This window comes from Streptomyces lunalinharesii (assembly GCF_039532155.1).
Lineage (GTDB): Bacteria > Actinomycetota > Actinomycetes > Streptomycetales > Streptomycetaceae > Streptomyces > Streptomyces lunalinharesii.
In genome coordinates, this window is the sequence record NZ_BAAARK010000004.1 from 156,661 (window position 1) to 176,530 (window position 19,870).

1 protein-coding gene (cut by a window edge) is annotated in these 19,870 nt (G+C 75.7%); it reads right to left on the reverse strand.

The window, feature by feature from the left end; translation table 11 throughout:
- A protein-coding gene (locus ABD385_RS08445) for a type I polyketide synthase (RefSeq protein ID WP_344574416.1) crosses the window boundary here: on the reverse strand, positions 1 to 19,870 show its 3' portion. It continues 8,603 nt past the right edge of the window; only the last 19,870 of its 28,473 coding nucleotides appear in the window; the start codon falls outside the window, past its right edge; the stop codon is at positions 1 to 3.

The window sequence follows — 19,870 nt, forward strand, 5'->3', positions numbered from 1 at the left end:
TCAGCTCTGTCCACGCTCGTGGGAGGAGTCGCCGTCGAACGCCGCCTGTACCAGGTCGGCGACGTCCATGGCGTCGATCGATGCGTCGTAGGCGTCGTCCGCCGTCGTGGCGGCCGCGTCGTCGGAGGCCGCGGCCTGTTCGGCGACGAGCTTCAGCAGGGGGTCGAGCACGCCGATCTCGCGCAGTCGCTTCATGGGGACGGAGGTGAGGAAGGCCCGGACGCCCGCGGCGTCCGCCTCGTCGTCGGCCGTCTCCTGCCCCGGCTCGGCGTCGGGGACGAGCCGGCCCAGGATGTGGTCCGCCAGTTCGTTGGGGTTGGGGTGGTCGAAGACGAGCGTGGTGGCCAGGGCGAGTCCGGTCGCGGCGCCGAGTTGGTTGCGCAGTTCGACGGCGCTGAGCGAGTCGAAGCCGAGGTCGCGGAACGCCCGGTCGGCGCCCACGGCGTCGACCGTGGGGTGTCCGAGGACCGCCGCGGCGCGGCGGCGGACCAGGTCGAGGACGACCCGGGTGCGCTTGGCGGGCGGCAGGTCGGCCAGTTGGGCGCGCAGCGCGTCGCCGGTGGCGTCGTCGCCGTCGTCGTCCGCCGTCCGGTGCTCGGTGCCGGTCGGTTCGCCGAGCAGCGGGCTGGGCCGTACCGCGGTGAAGGAGCGCAGGAACCGGTCGCGGTCGAGGTCGGCGACGACCTCGGTGGGACGCCCGTCCATGACGGCCCGGCGCAGCGCCACGACGGCGAGGTCCGGGTCGAGGGGACGGATGCCGGTGCGCTGGGCCACGTCGGCGGCCCGCTGGTCGGCCGCCATGCCCCCGCCGCCCCACACGCCCCAGGCGAGCGAGGTCGCGGCCAGGCCCTGGGCCCGACGGTGTTCGGCGAGCGCGTCCAGGTAGGCGTTGGCGGCCGCGTAGTTGGCCTGGCCGGCGTTGCCGACCGTGCCCGAGGACGAGGAGAACAGGACGAACGCGGCCAGGTCCAGGTCCCGGGTGAGGTCGTGCAGGGCCAGGGCCGAGGCGGCCTTGGCACGGAACACGGCCTCGTAGCGGTCCGGGGTGAGGCTGTCGAGGACGCCGTCGTCCAGGACGCCCGCGGTGTGGATCACACCGGTCAGCGGGGCCTCGTCGGGGATCGCGGCGAGGACCTCGGCGAGCGCGTCGCGGTCGGCGACGTCGCAGGCGGTGAGGGTCACCTCCGCGCCCAGCGCGTTCAGTTCGGCGCACAGCCCGTCCGCGCCGGGCGCGGTGGCGCCCCGGCGGCTGAGCAGCAGCAGGTGCCGGGCGCCGGCCGCGGCGAGCCGGTGGGCCACCTGGGCGCCCAGGGCTCCGGTGCCGCCGGTGATCAGGACGGTGCCGGTGGGGTCCCACTCCCGCGCGTCGCGTCCGGCCGGTACGGGCACCAGCCGGCGGCCGAGGGCGGCGGAGGGCCGGATCGCGATCTGGTCCTCCGTGCCCGGTGCCGCGAGGACCTCCGCGAAGCGGGCCGCGGACCGGCCGTCGAGGGTGTCGGGCAGGTCGATCAGACCGCCCCAGCGCTGCGGGTACTCCAGGGCGGCGACCCGCCCCAGGCCCCAGACCGCGGCCTGGGCGAGCCCGGGCACCGGTTCGGCGGGGGTGGCGGCGACCGCGCCGCGGGTGACGCACCACAGGGGTGCGGTCAGGTCCGCGTCGCCGAGCGCCTGGATCAGGGCGGTGGTCAGGGCCAGGCCCGCCGGGGCCGCCGCGCCCGGTGCGGGTGCGTCGACGAGCGCGAGCAGGGACACCACTTGGGTGAACTCGGCGCCCTCCTGCGCGAGTTCACGCAGTCGCGCGGCGAGGTCCGCGCGGTCGGGGCCGGGCGCTTCCAGGCGCACGGTGTCCGGGCCCAGGGCGGCGACGGCGTCGGCGACCCAGGGGTCGTCGGCGTGGCCGGCCGGGAGGACGGCGAGCCAGGAGCCGGCCGCGGTGGGGGCGGCCTGCGGGGTCAGCGGCTGCCAGGTGATCTGCTGCCGCCAGCCGTCGACGGTGTGTTCCTCGTCCCGCCGGCGGCGCCAGTCCGCGAGCGCGGGCAGCACCTTGGCCAGGGCGTCCCCGTCGACGTTGAGCGTCGTCTCCAGCGCGGCGAAGTCGGCCTCGCGCACCGCCGACCAGAAGCCGTCGTCCGCGGCGGACGGTGCGGCCGGGTCGGTGGCCGGCTGGGTCGCCGGCCAGTACCGCTGGTGCTGGAAGGGGTAGGTGGGCAGGTCGGTGCGGCGGGGCGCGGCCGGGCCGAGCAGGGCGGCCCAGTCGGGGGCGGTTCCCCCGACGTACAGCCGGGCCACGGCACTGACCACGGACTCCTGTTCACCGCGGTCCCGGCGCAGCGCCGGGACGGTGACCGGCTGCCCGGGCAGGGCTTCCAGGGTTTCCTGGGCCATGGCGCAGAGCGTGCCGTCGGGGCCGAGTTCCAGGAAGGCGGTCACGCCGCGTTCGGCCAGGGTGCGCACCCCGTCGCCGAAGCGGACCGCCTCGCGGACGTGGCGGACCCAGTAGTCGGGGTCGCACACCTCCTGCTCGGTGGCCGCCTGACCGGTGACGTTGGACACGAGCGGGATCGCCGGGGCGTGGTACGTGAGGCTTCCGGCGACCCGTCGGAAGTCCTGGAGCATGGCATCCATGTGCACGGAGTGAAACGCATGACTGACCCGCAAACGCGTAGTCTTCCGGCCGTCGACGGTGAACTTCTCCGCGATGCCCAGCACCGCGGCCTCGTCGCCGGAGAGCACCACCGACCGCGGTCCGTTGACCGCGGCGACGGACACGCCGTCGGCCAGGTGCGACCGGACCTCCTCCTCGGTGGCCTGCACGGCGACCATGGCGCCGCCGGTGGGCAGGGCGTTCATCAACCGGGCCCGGGCGGCCACCAGTCGGCAGGCGTCGTCCAGGGAGAGGACCCCGGCGACGTGCGCGGCGGTGATCTCGCCGATGGAGTGGCCGGCGGCGAAGTCCGGGCGGATGCCCCACGACTCGACCAGTCGGAACAGCGCCACTTCGACGGCGAACAGGGCGGGCTGGGTGAAGCGCGTCTCGTTCAGCAGCTCCGCCTCCCCGAACATCACGTCCCGCAGCGGCAGGTCCAGCTCCCCGTCCAGGCGGGCCGTCACGGCGTCCAAAGCCTCGGCGAACACCGGGTAGCGGGCATGGAGTTCACGCCCCATGCCCACGCGCTGCGCGCCCTGGCCGGAGAACAGCACCGCGAGCCTGCCGCGGCGGTCCGCGACCTGGCCGTGCAGGACCTGGGGCGTGTCGAGGCCGTCGGCGAGCGCGGCCAGGCCGGTGAGCAGCCCCTCGCGGTCCTCGGCGAGGACCGCGGCCCGGTGGGCGAAGACCGACCGGGTGGTGGCCGTGGACAGCGCGAGCTCGGCGACGGTGAGGTCGGGCCGGGCGGTCGCGTAGGCGTGCAGCCGTCGGGCCTGGGCGCGCAGTGCGTCCGGCACGGCACCGGTCACCGGGACCGGCAGCGGGCCGCCGGCCTCCTCGGGGCGCGCGGGTGCGTCCGCCGCGACCTCCGCGGGCTGTTCGATGATCACGTGGGAGTTGGTGCCGCTGGCGCCGAAGGCCGAGATGCCGGCCCGGCGCGGGCGTCCGGTACGCGGCCATTCGGCGGCCTGGTCCAGCAGTTCGACGGCTCCGGCGGTCCAGTCGACGTGCGCCGAGGGCTCGTCGATGTGCAGGGACCGGGGCAGCACGCCGTGCTGCATCGCCAGCACCATCTTGATCACACCGGCGACGCCGGCGGCCGCCTGGGTGTGGCCGATGTTCGACTTCAACGAGCCCAGTCGGAGCGGGAGTTCGGCGTCCCGGCCCTGCCCGTAGGTGGCGAGGAGGGCCTGCGCCTCGATGGGGTCGCCCAGGGTGGTGCCGGTGCCGTGCGCCTCCACGGCGTCCACGTCCGCCGGCGCCAGACCCGCGTTGGCCAGCGCGCGCTGGATGACCCGGCGCTGCGAGGGGCCGTTGGGTGCGGTGATGCCGTTGCTGGCGCCGTCCTGGTTGACGGCCGAGCCGCGCAGTACCGCGAGGACCTGGTGGCCGTTGCTCCGGGCGTCGGAGAGCCGTTCCAGGACGAGGACGCCGACGCCCTCGGACCAGCCGGTGCCGCCCGCCGCGGAGGCGAAGGGCCGGCAGCGGCCGTCGGACGCGAGGGCTCCCATCTCGCCGAACTCGACGAAGTTCACCGGGCTGGACATCACCGTCACGCCGCCGGTCAGCGCGAGGGAGCACTCCCCCGCCCGCAGGGCCTGGGCGGCCAGGTGGAGCGCCACCAGGGACGACGAGCAGGCCGTGTCGACGCTGACCGAGGGGCCTTCCAGACCGAAGGTGTAGGACACCCGGCCGGAGAGCAGGCTCGCCGACTGCGCGGTCTGCGCGTGGCCCAACTGGCCGGCCTCGGGCCGGTAGTCGCCCGAGCCGCCGCCGACGAACACCCCGGTGTCGCCGCCGCGCAGTCCGGCGGGGTCGACGCCGGCGCGCTCCAGGGCCTCCCAGGTGGCTTCCAGGAGGATGCGCTGCTGCGGGTCCATCACCATGGCCTCGCGCGGGGCGATCCCGAAGAACCCGGGGTCGAAGTCCGCCACGTCGTAGAGGAAGCCGCCCTCGCCGGTGACGGTCCGGCCGCGGCCGTCCCGGTCGCCGTGCAGCAGCCGTTCCAGGTCCCAGCCGCGGTCCGTCGGGAAGCCCCCGATGGCGTCGACTTCGTCCGTGACCAGCTTCCACAGGTCCTCGGGCGAGCCGACCCCGCCCGGGTAGCGGCAGCTCATGCCGACGATGACGATCGGGTCGTCGGTCGTGGCGGCGGACCCCACCCGCAGCGCCGCGCCGTGCTGCGCCGTGTCCTCGCCGAGGAGTTCGGCCCGCAGGTGGTCGGCGAGCGCCTCGGCCGTGGGGTAGTCGAAGACGAGGGTCGCGGGCAGCGCCAGACCGGTGGCGGTGGCGAGCTGGTTGCGCAGGTCCACGCCGGTCAGCGAGTCGAAGCCGAGGTCCCGGAACGGCTGGCCGGTGGGTACGGCGTCGGCGTCCGCGAACCCGAGCACCGCGGCGACCCGGGCCCTGACGAGGGCCAGCAGGACCTCGGTCCGTTCCGCGTCCGGGCGGGCGGCGAGTTCGGCCCGCAGGCCGGTCGCGGTGCCCGCCGGGCCCGCCTCGGCGGCGTCCGGCTGCGCCAGCGCGGCCCGGGCCTCCGGCAGCTGCGCGAAGAGGGCGCTGCGCCGGTTGCGGGTGAAGGCGGGCACGAACCGGTCCCACTGGACGTCGGCGATCGTCACCGCGGAGGTGTCGGTGCCGAACGAGCCGGCGAGCGCGGTCAGGGCCCGTGCTGAGTCCATCGGGGGCAGCCCGTTGACCCGCAGGTGGGCGGCGAGGCTGTCGGACGCGACGTCGGCCCAGCCGCTCCAGGCCACCGTCACGGCGGGCAGTCCCCGCTGCCGCAACACCCTGGCGATCTCGTTGAGTTCGGTTCCGGCCGCGGCCTCGGTGGCCCGGCCGCCGGCGCCCCAGGTGGCGGCGATGGAGGAGAAGAGGACGAACGCGTCCAGGGGACGGTCGCCCCTCGCCGCCTCGGCCACCTCCGCCAGGCTCGCCACGTCGGCGCGCAGCGCGGCCAGGGCCGCGTCGGGCTCCTCGGCGTCGGACGGCTCGTCGGTGTACACGACGGCGGTCAGCGGCGCCTCGGCCGGCAGCGCGGCGAGCGCGGTCAGCAGGGCCTCGCCGTCGGACGGGCCGCAGTCGAGCACCGTCACGGGGACGCCCAGGGCGTCGAGTGCGGCGCGCGCCGGTGCGGGGTCCGATGCGGTGGGGTCGACCAGCAGCAGGTGCTGGGCGCCCTGTTCGGCGAGCCAGCGGGCACAGTGTCCGCCGGTGCCGGCCGCCGGGCCGACGATCAGGACCGTGCCGGTCGGCTGCCACGGGGCCGTCGGGGCGTCGGGGGCGACGCGCACCAGCCGGCGCCCGAAGAGGCCGGCGGGCCGCAGCGCCACCTGGTCCTCGTCGCCGATGCCCGCGAGGGCGGTGCGGAGCCGTTCGGTGGCGCGCCGGTCGAGCACCCGCGGCACGTCGACCAGGCCGCCCCAGCGGTCCGGGTGGTCCACAGCGGCGATCCGGCCGATGCCCCACACCGTCGCCTGGGCCGGGCTGACCTCGGTCTCCGCGCGGCCCACCGTGACCGCGTCGCGGGTGACGCACCACAGCGGGGCGTCGATCCCGGCGTCGGCCAGGGCCGCCACCGCCTCGGTCGGCCAGGCCGGACCGGTGGGCAGGGCGTCGGCGTACGGGGCGGCCAGCAGTGAGAGTACGCCCGCGAACTCGGCGTTCTGAGCGGCGATTTCGGCCAGCGGCTCGGTGAGTGCGGCCGGGTCGTTCGGGTCGGCCTCGACGACGACGGCCGTCTCACCGAGGGCCGCGAGGACCGCGGCGGTCCACACGTCGTCGGTGCCGCCGGTCGGGACGAGCGCCAGCCACCGTCCGGTGAGGGTGCCGGGCGCGGTGCCGGCCAGCGGGGTGAAGGTGACCCGGTAGCGCCAGCCGTCGACGGTCGAGCGTTCGACGCGCTTGCGGCGCCAGGCGGAGAGCGCGGGCACCAGGGTCGACAGGGCGTCGTCGTCCAGTTGGAGGTCGTCGGCGAGCGTCGGGAGGTCCGCACGCTCCACCGCGTCCCAGAACTCGGCGTCCGCGGAGTCCTGCGGGACGTCCTGTCGGTCCTGTGCGGTCGCGATCTCCGGCCAGAACCACTCCGGCTGGAAGGGGTAGGTGGGCAGGTCCACGCGGCGGGCGCCGGTACCGGTGAAGATCCCGGACCAGTCGACCCCGACGCCCACGACGTACAACTGGGCGAGCGCGGTGAGCAGTGCGGTCTCCTCGGGCCGGTCCTTGCGCAGCGCCGGCACGACGGTCACGTCGCCGTCCAGGGTGTGCTGGGCCATCGCGGCCAGCACACCGTCGGGGCCCAACTCCAGGAAGACCGTCGCACCTTCGGCTTCGAGTGCCCGCACGCCGTCGGCGAAGCGCACCGTCTCCCGCACGTGCCGCACCCAGTAGTCCGGCGAGCACAGCAGCTCCGCGGTGGCCACCTCGCCCGTCACGTTGGAGACGACGGGGATCTGCGGGGCCTCGTACGACAGCCCCTCGGCCACCCGGCGGAAGTCCGCCAACATCGGCTCCATCAGCGCCGAGTGGAAGGCGTGGCTCACCGCGAGGCGCTGGGTCTTGTGTCCCTCGGCCGCCAACTCGGCGGCGATGCGCAGGACTTCACTCTCGTCGCCGGCGAGGACGATCGCCTCGGGGCCGTTGACCGCCGCGATCGACACGCCGTCGACCAGCCGCGGACCGACCTCGCGTTCGGTCGCCCGGACGGCCACCATCGCGCCGCCCGCAGGCAGCGCCTGCATCAACCGTGCCCGGGCCGCGACCAGCGCACAGGCGTCGTCCAGGGACAGCACCCCGGCGACGTGCGCCGCGGCGAGCTCACCGATCGAATGCCCGGCCACGAAGTCCGGCCGCACGCCCAGCGACTCCGCCAGGCGGAACAGCGCCACCTCCACGGCGAACAACGCCGGCTGGGTGGAGCCCGTCTCGTCCAGGCCGTCCGCCCCGCCGAACATCACCTCCCGCAGCGCGTCGTCGAAGTGCGCCAACACCTCGTCCAACGCCGCCGCGAACACCGGGAACCGGTCGGACAACTCCCGCCCCATGCCGACGCGTTGCGCGCCCTGGCCGGAGAACAGCACCGCCACCTTCCCGTCGCTCCCGTGGGAGACGCCGCGGGCGAGTTCCCGTACCTCGGCCCCGTCGGTCGCGAGGACCGCGCGGTGCGCGAAGGCCGTACGGCCGGTGGCCAGGGAGTGGCCGACGTCGAGCGGTGCGGTGTCGGTCAGTGCCGAGACCTGCTCGATCTGGGCCGCCAGGGCGGCCGCGGACCTGCCCGACACCGGCCAGGGCACCAGGCCCGGCGTCGTGGTGGGCTCCGCCGCCACCGGCACGTCGGTGTCCGGTGCCTGTTCGAGGATGACGTGGGCGTTGGTGCCGCTGACGCCGAAGGCGGAGACGCCGGCCCGGCGGGCGTGCCCGGTCTCGGGCCAGTCCTGCTGCTCGGTGACGAGCGCGACGGTGCCGTCGGTCCAGTCGACGTGCGAGGACGGGGCGTCGACGTGCAGGGTCTTGGGCAGCACGCCGTGGCGCATCGCCAGGAGCATCTTGATGGTGCCGGCGACGCCGGCGGCCGCCTGGGTGTGGCCCAGGTTCGACTTCACGGCGCCGAGCAGCAGCGGCTGCGGCCGGTCGGGACCGTAGGTGGCGATCAGGGCGCCCGCCTCGATGGGGTCGCCGAGGGTGGTGCCGGTGCCGTGGGCCTCGACGACGTCGACGTCGGCGGGGGCGAGGCGGGCGTCGGCGAGGGCCTGGCGGATGGCGCGCTGCTGGGCCCGTCCGTTGGGCGCGGTCAGCCCGTTGGAGGCGCCGTCCTGGTTGACGGCGGTGCCGCGCACGATGCCCCAGACGTCGTGGCCGTTGCGGCGGGCGTCGGAGAGCCGTTCCAGGACGAGGACGCCCACGCCCTCGGACCAGCTGGTGCCGTCGGCCGCGTCGGCGAAGGGCTTGCACCGTCCGTCCGCGGCCAGTCCGCCCTGCATCGTGAACTCGGTGAAGGCGCCGGGGCTGGACATCACCGAGACGCCGCCGGCCAGGGCCAGCGTGCACTCGCCGTTGCGCAGCGCGTTGGCGGCCAGGTGCAGGGCGACCAGCGCGGAGGAGCAGGCGGTGTCGACGGTGACGGCCGGGCCCTCCAGGCCGAAGGTGTAGGAGAGGCGGCCGGACATGACGCTGGCGGTGTTGCCGGTGGCGACGTGGCCGCGCAGGTCGGCGGTGCCGCTGGCCTGGCGCAGGAGGGTGGTGTAGTCCTGGCCGTTGGTGCCGACGAAGACGCCGGTGCGGCTGCCGCGCAGCGCGCTCGCGTCGATGCCGGCCCGCTCGAACGCCTCCCACGAGGTTTCCAGCAGCAGGCGCTGCTGCGGGTCCATGGCCAGCGCCTCGCGGGGCGAGATGCCGAAGAAGCCGGCGTCGAAGAGGCCGACGCCCTCCAGGAACCCGCCTTCGAGGGTGGCGGAGGCGCCCTGGGCGAGCGCGTCGAGGTCCCAGCCGCGGTCCGCGGGGAACCCGCCGATGGCGTCCTCGCCGTCGCTCAGCAGCCGCCAGAGGTCTTCCGGCGACCGGACGCCGCCGGGGAAGCGGCAGTTCATGCCGACGACGACGATGGGGTCGTCGTCCGCGGCACGGCCGGCCGGCGCGGGGGTGTCGAGGTCCGAAGCCGGCAGGGTGCCGAGGAGTTCGGCGAGCAGGAACTCGGCGAGTGCGGTCGGGGTCGGGTGGTCGTAGACGAGGGTCGCGGGCAGTTTCAGGCCGGTGCCGGCCGTGAGGGTGTTGCGCAGTTCGACGGTGGTCAGCGAGTCGAAGCCGAGGTCGCTGAAGGCGCGGTCGGCGCCGATGTCCGAGGTGCCGGTGTGCCCGAGGACCGCCGCGACCCGGGTGCGCACCAGGTCCAGGACGAAGCCGGGGCGCGCGGTCGGGGAGAGTCCGACCAGCCGCTGGCGCAGGGCCGGTTCCGGCAGTGCGGCCTGCGGCGTCCCGGCCGGCGACGTGGCCCGGCGCAGTGCCGGCAGGTCGCCGACGAAGGGGCTGGGCCGCAGTGCGGTGAACACCTCCGCGTAGCGCGGCCAGTCGATGTCCGCGAGGGTCAGCGTCGGGACGCCGTGCTCGATCGCCCGCCGCAGGGCGGCGAGGGCGAGGCGGGGCGGCAGGGGGGTGAAGCCGCCGCGGCGGATCCGCTCCTGGACACCGGTGCCGTCGGCCGCCATGCCGGTCTCGGCCCAGGGACCCCAGGCCACCGAGGTGGCGGGCAGGCCGAGGGCGTGGCGCTGTTCGGCGAAGGCGTCGAGGTAGGCGTTGGCGGCGGCGTAGTTGCCCTGGCCGGGTGCGCCGAGGGTGCCGGCGACGGAGGAGAAGAGCACGAACGCGCTCAACTCCCTCTCGCGGGTGGCCTCGTGGAGGTGGTGGGTGGCGGTGACCTTGGCGCGCAGGACGGCGGTGAACTGCTCGGGGGTGAGCGTGTCCAGGGTGCCGTCGTCGACGGTGCCGGCGGTGTGGAACACCGCGGTCAGCGGCTCCGCTTCGGGGACGGCGGCCAGGACCGCGGCGAGCGCGTCGCGGTCGGCGGTGTCGCACGCCGCGAGGGTGACCCGGGCGCCGAGTTCCTCGACCTCCGCGGCGAGTTCCGCGGCGCCGGGGGCGTCCGCGCCGCGGCGGCTGACCAGCAGCAGGTGCGGGGCGCCCGCCGCGGCCAGCCAGCGGGCGACGTGGCCGCCCAGGGCGCCGGTGCCGCCGGTGACGAGCACGGTGCCGGTGGGGCTGAAGGTGCCCGCGTCGGGGGCCGGTTCGGCCCGGTGCTGGGCCAGGCGACGGCCGAAGGCCGCGGTGGTGCGCAGCGCGAGCTGGTCCTCGCCGCCGTTGTCGGCGAGGACGGCGGCCAGGCGGCGCAGGGTGCCGGCGTCGAGCGCGTCGGGCAGGTCGATCAGACCGCCCCAGCGCTGCGGGTGCTCCAGGGCGGCGACCCGGCCCAGGCCCCAGACGGCGGACTGGGCGGGGCGGGCCGGGTGTTCGGCCCGGTCCACGGCCACGGCGGTGCGGGTCACGCACCACAGCGGGGCCTCGATGCCCGCGTCGCCCAGGGCCTGGACGGCGGTCGTCGTCAGCAGCAGGCCGGCGGTCGTGGCGTCGGCGGCGTCGGCGTCCCCGTCGCCGGCCGTGGCCAGCAGCGACAGCACGCCGGTGAACTCGCCGTGTTCCGCGCCGAGTTCCGCCAGTCGCCCGGCCAGGTCCGGGCGGTCCGGGGCGGTGACGACGAGGCGTACGGCGTCGGCGCCGAGGACGTCGGCGATCGGGTCGAGCCAGGCCGACTCGCCGTCGGCCGGTGCGAGCACCAGCCAGGTCCCGGTGGGACGTGCGCTGGCCGCCGGGACGGTCAGCCGCTTCCAGGTGGTGCGGTAGCGCCAGCCGTCGACGGTGGAACGCTCCCGGCTGCGGCGCCGCCAGGCGGAGAGGGCGGGCACGACGGTGGTGAGGGTGTCGTCGTCCAGGTCCAGTGCGGACCCCAGGGACGCGAGGTCCGCGCGCTCCACCGCCGACCAGAACTCGGTGTCCGCCGCGTCGGCGGGCTGTCCGGGTGCGGTGGTTGCGGCGTGCGCCTCGGGCCAGTAGCGCTCGCGCTGGAAGGCGTAGGTGGGCAGGTCGATCCGGCCGGCTGCGCGGCCCGCGAAGAAGGCGTCCCAGTCGACCGCTACCCCGTGCAGGTGCAGCTGGGCCACTGCCGTGGCCAGGGTCTGGGCCTCGGGCCGGTCCCGGCGCAGGGCCGGGACGGCGGTGGCGCGGGTCTCCTCGTCGGTGCCCTCGCGGACCGCGCCGGTGAGCACCGCGTCCGGGCCGAGCTCGAAGAAGGTCGTCACACCGTGGTCGGTGAGGTGCCGCACGGCGTCGGCGAAGCGGACGGTGCCGCGGACCTGCCCGGTCCAGTACTCCGGCGCGGCGAGCTCGTCGTGCGTGAGGAGGGTGCCGGTGACGGTGGACACCAGCGGCACGGTCGGTTCCTGGCAGGTGACGCCACGGACGACGCGGGCGAAGTCCGCCAGCATCGGGTCCATGTGCGGCGAGTGGAAGGCGTGGCTGACGCGCAGCCGCTTGGTGCGCCGGCCCTGCTCCTCGAAGTGGGCCGCGACGGCGCGCACCGCGTCCTCGTCGCCCGAGACGACCAGGGAGGTCGGGGTGTTGACGGCGGCGATGGTGGCCCGGCCCTCGTAGGGGGCGAGCGCGGCGGTCACCTCGTCCTCGGTGGCTTCGACGGAGGTCATGGCGCCGCCGGCGGGCAGTTCGGCCATCAGCCGGCCGCGGGCCGCCACCAGGGTGCAGGCGTCCTCCAGGGAGAGGACGCCGGCGGCGTGCGCGGCGGCGAACTCGCCGATGGAGTGGCCCGCGACGTAGTCGGGGCGCAGGCCCCAGGACTCGGCGAGGCGGAACAGCGCCACTTCGAGGGCGAAGAGCGCGGGCTGGGTGTAGCGGGTGTCGTCCAGCAGCGCGGCCTCGGGGGTGTCCGGGGCGGCGAAGAGGATGTCCCGCAGCGGACGGTCGAGTTCGAGGTCGAAGCGGGCCAGGACGGCGTCCAGCGCCTCGGCGTAGACCGGGTGGTGGTCGTAGAGCTCACGGCCCGTTCCGGGGCGCTGGCTGCCCTGGCCGGTGAAGAGGAAGGCCAGCCGGCCGTAGTCGGGGCGGCCGGTGAGGAGCCCGCCGTCGGCGGTCGCGTCGCGCAGCGCGGTCAGCGCCCGGACGAGCGCGTCGGGGTCGTCGGTGACGACGGCCGCGCGGTGCTCCAGCGCGGACCGGGTGGTGGCGAGGGACCGGGCGAGGTCGGTGAGCGGCAGGTCGGGGTGGTCGGCGAGGTGCGACAGCAGTCGGCCGGCCTGGGCGCGCACGGCCGCTTCGGTGTGTCCGGACAGGACCAGCGGAACGGCGGTGGCGTCGAGGGGGCGGGCGGGTGCGGTGTCGGTGGTCTCCTCGGGCTGCTCCTCCGGGGCCTGTTCGAGGATGGTGTGGACGTTGGTGCCGCTCAGGCCGAAGGAGGAGACGCCCGCGCGGCGCGGGTGCCCGGTGCTCGGCCAGGGCAGCGGCTCGGTGAGCAGGTGCAGGGCGCCGGTGCTCCAGTCGACGTGCGAGGAGGGCCGGTCGATGTGCAGGCTGTGCGGCACGGTGCCGTGGCGCATGGCCATGACCATCTTGATGACGCTGGCGACGCCGGACGCCATCTGGGTGTGGCCGATGTTGGACTTCACCGAACCCAGCAGCAGCGGGTGTTCGGGGTCGCGGCCCTGGCCGTAGGTGGCGAGCAGGGCCTGCGCCTCGATGGGGTCGCCGAGCGCGGTGCCGGTGCCGTGGCCGTCGACGACGTCGATGCCGTCGGGGTCCACCTTGGCGTTGGCCAGTGCCTGGCCGATGACGCGCTGCTGGGACGGGCCGTTGGGGGCGGTCAGGCCGTTGGAGGCGCCGTCCTGGTTGACGGCGGAGCCGCGGATGACGGCCAGGACCTGGTGCCCGTTGCGGCGGGCGTCGGAGAGCCGTTCGACGAGGACCAGCCCGACGCCTTCGGCCAGGCTCATGCCGTCGGCCTGGTCGGAGTACGCCTTGCAGCGGCCGTCGGGCGCCATCGCGCGCTGGCGGCTGAAGCCGACGAACGCGGCGGGCGTGGACATGATGCTGACGCCGCCGGCCAGCGCCAGGGAGCTCTCGCCGTTGCGCAACGACTGGCAGGCCAGGTGCAGGGCGACGAGGGAGGACGAGCAGGCGGTGTCGAGGGAGACGGCCGGGCCCTCGAAGCCGTAGGTGTAGGAGAGGCGGCCGGACAGGACGCTGGAGATGGTGCCGGTGATCAGGTGTCCCTCGGCGCTCTCCGGGCTCGCGCCGGAGGCCCCGTAGTCCTGGTAGCTGGCGCCGATGAAGGTGCCGGTGCTGCTGCCGCGCAGGGTGGCCGGGTCGATGCCGGCGGCCTCCATCGCCTCCCAGGAGGTCTCCAGCAGCAGGCGCTGCTGGGGGTCCATGGCGAGGGCCTCGCGGGGCGAGATGCCGAAGAAGCCGGCGTCGAACTCGGGGGCGTCGTGCAGGAAGCCGCCCCGGGTCGAGTAGGTGTGGCCGGTCCGGTCCGGGTCGGGGTCGTAGAGGCCCTCGGCGTCCCAGCCACGGTCCGTGGGGAACTCACCGATGGCGTCGCCGCCCTCGACGACCAGCCGCCACAGGTCCTCCGGCGACCCGACGCCGCCGGGGTAGCGGCAGCTCATGCCGATGATGGCCAGGGGCTCGTCGTCGACGGTGGCGGTGTACGCGGTCGGGGCGCCGGTGCCGGTCGCGGACCCGGCGAGGGACTCGCGCAGGAAGGCGACGAGGGCGCGCGGGTTGGGGTGGTCGAAGACCATGGTGCTCGGCAGGGCGAGACCGGTGACGGTGGCGATCCGGTTGCGCAGGTCGACGGCGGTCAGCGAGTCGAAGCCGACGTCGCGGAAGGCGCGCTGCTCGGAGAGCACGTCGGGCGAGGCGTGGCCGAGTGCGGTGGCGGCCTCGCCGCGGACCAGGTCCAGCAGGAGCCGCTCCTGCTCGACGGCGGCCAGCCCGCGCAGCCGGTCGGCGAACTCGCTGCCGGATGCGGCGGCCTGGTCGGTGTTCTCCACGAGCCGCCGGACCTCCGGCACGTCGTCGAAGAGCCGGGTGGGGCGCGCGGAGGTGTAGACGGGGTAGTAGCGCTCCCAGTCCACGTCGGCGACGGCCAGCTGCGTCTCGTCGTCGTCGAGGGCCTGCCGCAGGCCGGTCAGGGCCATGTCGGGGTCCATGAAGACCAGTCCGCTGCGGCGGATCTGGCCGGGGTCGACGCGGCCGAGCTTGAGGTCGTCGGCCCAGATGCCCCAGGAGACGGCGGTGGCCCGGGCGCCGCGGGCGCGGCGGTGCTCGGCCAGGGCGTTGAGGTGGGCGTTGCCGGCCACGTAGGCGGCGTGGGCGCCACTGCCCCACAGGCCGGCGGTGGAGGAGTACAGGACGAAGGCGTCGAGGTCGTCGCCGAGGAGTTCGTCCAGGTGCTGGGCGCCGTTGACCTTGGCGTCCATGACCTTCGCGAAGTCGTCGAGGGTGGTCTCCTCCAGGGTGGCCAGTTCGATGGTGACGGCGGTGTGCACGACGGTGCGCACGGTGCGGCCCTCGGCGGCGAGCGCCTCCAGCATCCGGGCGACCGCGTCGCGGTCGGTCAGGTCGCAGGCGACGACGCTGGCCTCGCAGCCCAGCTCGGCCAGTTCCCGGACCAGGTCGTCGGAGCCGGGGGCCGCCGGGCCGCGGCGGCTGGTGAGCACGACGTGCTCGGCGCCCTGTCCGGCGAGCCAGCGGGCCAGGTGCGGGGCGAGGGTGCCGGTGCCGCCGGTGACGAGGGTGGTGCCCCGCGGCGTCCAGGGGTGGGCCGGCGACGGGTCGGCCGGGGTGGCGCGCACGACGCGGCGGGCGAGGACGCCCGAGGCGCGGACGGCGAGTTGGTCCTCGCCGGTGCGGCCGGTCAGGACGGCGGCCAGGCGCTCGGCGGCCCGCCGGTCCAGCTCGTCGGGCAGGTCGACCAGGCCGCCCCAGCGCTGCGGGTGTTCCAGAGCGACGGTCCAGCCGAGGCCGTGGATCTGGGCCTGGTCGGGGCGGGTGAGGCGGTCGGCGCGGCCGGTGGAGACGGCGCCCCGGGTCAGGCACCACAGGGGCGCGTCGAGGCCGGCGTCGCCGAGCGCCTGGACGAGCGTGACGGACAGCGCCGTCGCGCGGCTGAGCGCCGGCTGGTGCGGGCTCGCGCCCTCGGCGGCGGCCAGCAGGGACACCACGCCCGCGAGGTCCGCCGCGCCGTCGAGGTCGGCCAGGCGCGCGGTCAGCGTGGCGCGGTCCAGGCAGGCGTCGTCCAGGACGAGGGTGCGGGTCTCGGCGCCGTGCGCGGTGAGGACGCCGGTGACGTCGTCGCCGGCGGTGTCCGCGGTGGTGACGACGAGCCAGGTGCCGGTCAGGGCCGCCGTGGGGAGGGCGGTCAGCGGCTGCCACGTGGCGCGGTAGCGCCAGGAGTCGACGGCCGCCAGGTCGCGGCGGCGTCGGCGCCAGTCGGACAGGGCCGGCAGGACGGGCTCCAGGGCGGCGCGGTCCAGGCGCAGACGGGACGCGAGGGAGTCGACGTCCGCCTCCTCCACCGCGGTCCAGAACTCCGCGTCCGCGGGGTCCGCCTCGACCCGGTTCGCGGACCGGTCGCGAACGGCCCACATCTGCTCGCGCTGGAAGGCGTAGGTGGGCAGCGGCACCCGGCGGGCGCCGGTGTCGGCGAAGACGGCGGACCAGTCGACGCGCGCGCCCCGGACGAATGCCTCGGCCAGGGAGGTCAGGAAGCGGTCGGTGCCGCCGGTGTCGCGCCGGAGGGTGCCGAGCACCGCGGCCGTGCCGCCGGCCTCCTCGACGATCGCCTGGACGCCCATGGTGAGGACGGGGTGCGAGCTGACCTCGATGAAGAAGCCGTGGCCCTGGCCGAGGAGTTCGCCGATCGCGGGCTGGAAGCGGACGGTCTGGCGCAGGTTGGTGTACCAGTAGTCACCGTCCATGGTGGTGGTGTCCAGCCAGTCACCGGTGACGGTGGAGAAGAACGGCACCTCGGACGGGCGCGGGCGGACCGGTGCCAGGACGGTGTGCAGTTCCTCCCGTATCTGCTCGACCTGCGCGGAGTGCGAGGCGTAGTCCACGGCGATGCGCTTGGCGCGGACGTCCTCGGCGACCAGTGCGGCCTGTAGGGCGTCCAGCGGCGCGGTGGCGCCCGAGACGACGGTGGAGCGGGGGCCGTTGACCGCGGCGATCGACAGGTCCTCGTAGGCCGTCAGGCGCGCCTCGACCTCGGTGGCGGGCAGCGGCACGGACAGCATGCCGCCGGTGCCGGCCAGTCCGCGGGCGATGGCCTGGCTGCGCAGCGCGACCACGCGGGCCGCGTCGGTCAGGGACAGCGCCCCGGAGACGGCCGCCGCGGCGATCTCGCCCTGCGAGTGGCCGACCACGGCGTCCGGGGAGATGCCGTAGGAGCGCCACAGTGCGGCCAGCGAGACCATCACGGCGAACGAGGCCGGCTGGACGACGTCGACGCGCTCCAGCGTGGGTGCGCCGTCGGCCTGGCGCACCACGTCGAGCAGGGACCAGTCGACGAACTCCGAGAGGGCGGTGGCGCATTCGGTCAGGCGCTCGGCGAAGACCGGGGACTCGTCGAGCAGCCGCGCGCCCATGCCGACCCACTGGGAGCCCTGGCCGGGGAAGACGAAGACGGTCTTGCCGTCGGTGTCGGCCGTGCCCTGGACGACGCCGGGCGCGGAGCCGCCGGTGGCGAGGGCGTCGAGGGCCGCGCGCCGGGTGCGGTCGTCGGTGCCGACGACGACGGCGCGGTGGTCGAAGAGGGTGCGCGCGCTCACCAGGGAGTGGCCGACGTCGAGGGCGTCGGGCGCCGGCTCGGCGTCGAGGTGGGCGGCGAGGTTGGTCGCCTGGGCGCGCAGCGCGCCCGGGGTGCGGGCGGACAGCGTCCAGGGGACGGCGTCGCCGACCGGGGGCACCGACGGCGCGGGGGTCGCTCCCTGCGGGCGGGGGGCCTCTTCGAGGATGGTGTGGGCGTTGGTGCCGCTGATGCCGAAGGAGGAGACCGCGCAGCGGCGCGGGCGTTCGCCCTCGGGCCAGTCGGTGGCCTCGTGCAGCAGCGCGACGGTGCCCGGGGTCCAGTCGATGTGGCTGGAGGGGGTGTCCGCGTGCAGGGTGCGCGGCAGCGCGCCCTGGCGCAGGGCCAGCACCATCTTGATGACGCCGGCGACACCGGCCGCCGACTGGGTGTGGCCGATGTTGGACTTCACCGAGCCCAGCAGCAGCGGCTGTTCGGCGTCGCGGCCCTGGCCGTAGGTGGCGAACAGGGCCTGCGCCTCGATGGGGTCGCCGAGCGCGGTGCCGGTGCCGTGCGCCTCGACGGCGTCGATGTCCTTGGGGGCGAGCCCCGAGTTGGCCAGCGCCTGACGGATGACGCGCTGCTGGGACGGGCCGTTGGGGGCGGACAGGCCGTTGGAGGCGCCGTCCTGGTTGATGGCCGAGCCGCGGACGACGGCGAGGATCTCGTGGCCGTTGCGCTGGGCGTCGGAGAGGCGCTCCAGGACGAGGATGCCGACGCCCTCGGCGAGGGTCATGCCGTCCGCGCCGTCGGAGAACGCCTTGCAGCGGCCGTCGCCGGCCAGGGCCCGCTGCCGGCTGAACGCGACGAACGGGTTGGGGTTGGTCATGACGGTCGCGCCGCCGGCCAGGGCCAGGGAGCTCTCGCCGTTGCGCAGGGACTGGCAGGCCAGGTGCAGGGCGACGAGGGAGGACGAGCAGGCGGTGTCGACGGTGACGGCCGGTCCTTCGAGGCCGAAGAGGTAGGCCAGGCGGCCGGAGAGCACGCTGGGGCTGGTGCCGGTCACCAGGTGGCCGGCGGAGCCGTCCTCGACGCCGAGTCCGTACTCCTGGTAGGTGGAGCCGATGAAGGTGCCGGTGGCGGAGCCGTGGACGGCGGTCGGGTCGATGCCGGCGTACTCGAACGCCTCCCAGGTGGTTTCCAGCAGCAGCCGCTGCTGCGGGTCCATCGACAGGGCCTCGCGCGGCGAGATGCCGAAGAAGGACGCGTCGAACTCGCCCGCGTCGTGCAGGAAGCCGCCCTGGGCGGAGTAGGTGGTGCCGGGGTTGTCCGGGTCCGGGTGGTAGAGGCCGGTGTCCCAACCGCGGTTGACGGGGAAGTCGGTGATGGCGTCGACGCCGTCGCTGACCAGGTCCCACAGGTGCCGCGGGGACCGGACGCCGCCGGGGAAGCGGCAGCTCATGCCGACGATGGCGATGGGCTCGTCGAAGGCCCCCGACGCGGCGACCGCGGTCGCGGCCGCCTGGCCGCCGGTGCCGAGGAGCTCCTCGCGCAGGTGGCGGGCGAGGACGGCGGGGGTCGGGTAGTCGAAGACGAGGGTGGCGGGCAGGGCCAGGCCGGTGAGGGCGGCCAGCCGCTTGCGCAGTTCCACGGCGGTCAGCGAGTCGAAGCCGGCGTCGCGGAAGGCCCGCCGCTCCGGGATGGCGTCCGCGGAGTCGTGGCCGAGGGCGACGGCCGCCTCGGCGCGCACCAGGTCGGCCAGCAGCCGCGCCTGCTCGTCCTCGTCGAGGCCCCGCAGGCGCGCGGCGAACTCCGGCGCGGCGCTCGCGTCCTCGGCGTGGTCGAGTGCCTGGACCTCGGCGAGTTCGTCGAAGAGGGCGCTCGGGCGGGTGGCGGTGAAGACGGGGTGGTAGCGCTCCCAGTCGATGTCGGCGACGGTGACCGCGACGTCCTTGTGGAGGACGGCGCGGCGCAGTTCGGTCAGGGCGTTCGCGGGCGCGAGGAAGCGCAGTCCGCGCCGCTGCAGTTCGTCGGTGACGGCCTCGTGGGTGGCCATCCCGGCCTCGGCCCAGGGCCCCCAGGCCACGGAGGTGGCGGGCAGGCCGCGGGCCGTGCGGTGCTCGGCGAGGGCGTCGAGGTAGGCGTTGGCGGCGGCGTACGCGCTCTGTCCGGCGCTGCCCCACACTCCGGCGATCGACGAGACCAGGACGAAGAAGTCCAGGTCGTGGCCGTCCAGGAGGCTGTCGAGGTGGGCCGCGCCGAGCATCTTGGCGGCCATCGCCTGCGCGGCGTCGGCCAACGGGGTGTCGGTGAGGGCGGCGTTCTGCCCGACGCCGGCGGCGTGCACGACGCCGGACAGCGGGTGCTCCGCGGGGACGGCGGCCAGCAGGGCGGCCAGTGCGTCGCGGTCGGCGGTGTCGCAGGCCGCGACGGTGACCTGAGTACCCAACTCTCCCAGTTCTGCGGCGAGTTCGGCCGCGCCGGGGGCGTCGGGGCCGCGGCGGCTGGTGAGCAGGAGGTGGTCGGCGCCGCTGCGGGCGAGCCAGCGGGCCACCTCGGCGCCGAGCGCTCCGGTGCCGCCGGTGACGAGCACCGTGCCGCGCGGCGCGGTGAAGGCGTCGGCGGGCGGCAGTTCGGCCTGCGGGTGGCGCACCAGGCGTCGGCCGAGCGCACCGGTGGCCCGGATGGCGAGCTGGTCCTCGCCGCCCCGGGCGGCCAGCGCGCTGACCAGGTACTGGGTGGCGGGGGCGTCGAGCGTGGCCGGCAGGTCGAGCAGGCCGCTCCACAGCCGCGGGTGCTCCAGGGCGGCGACCCGTCCCAGTCCCCAGACCGCGGCCTGGAGGGGGTTGGTGAGCGGGTCGGCCGGGTCGGTGGCGACCGCG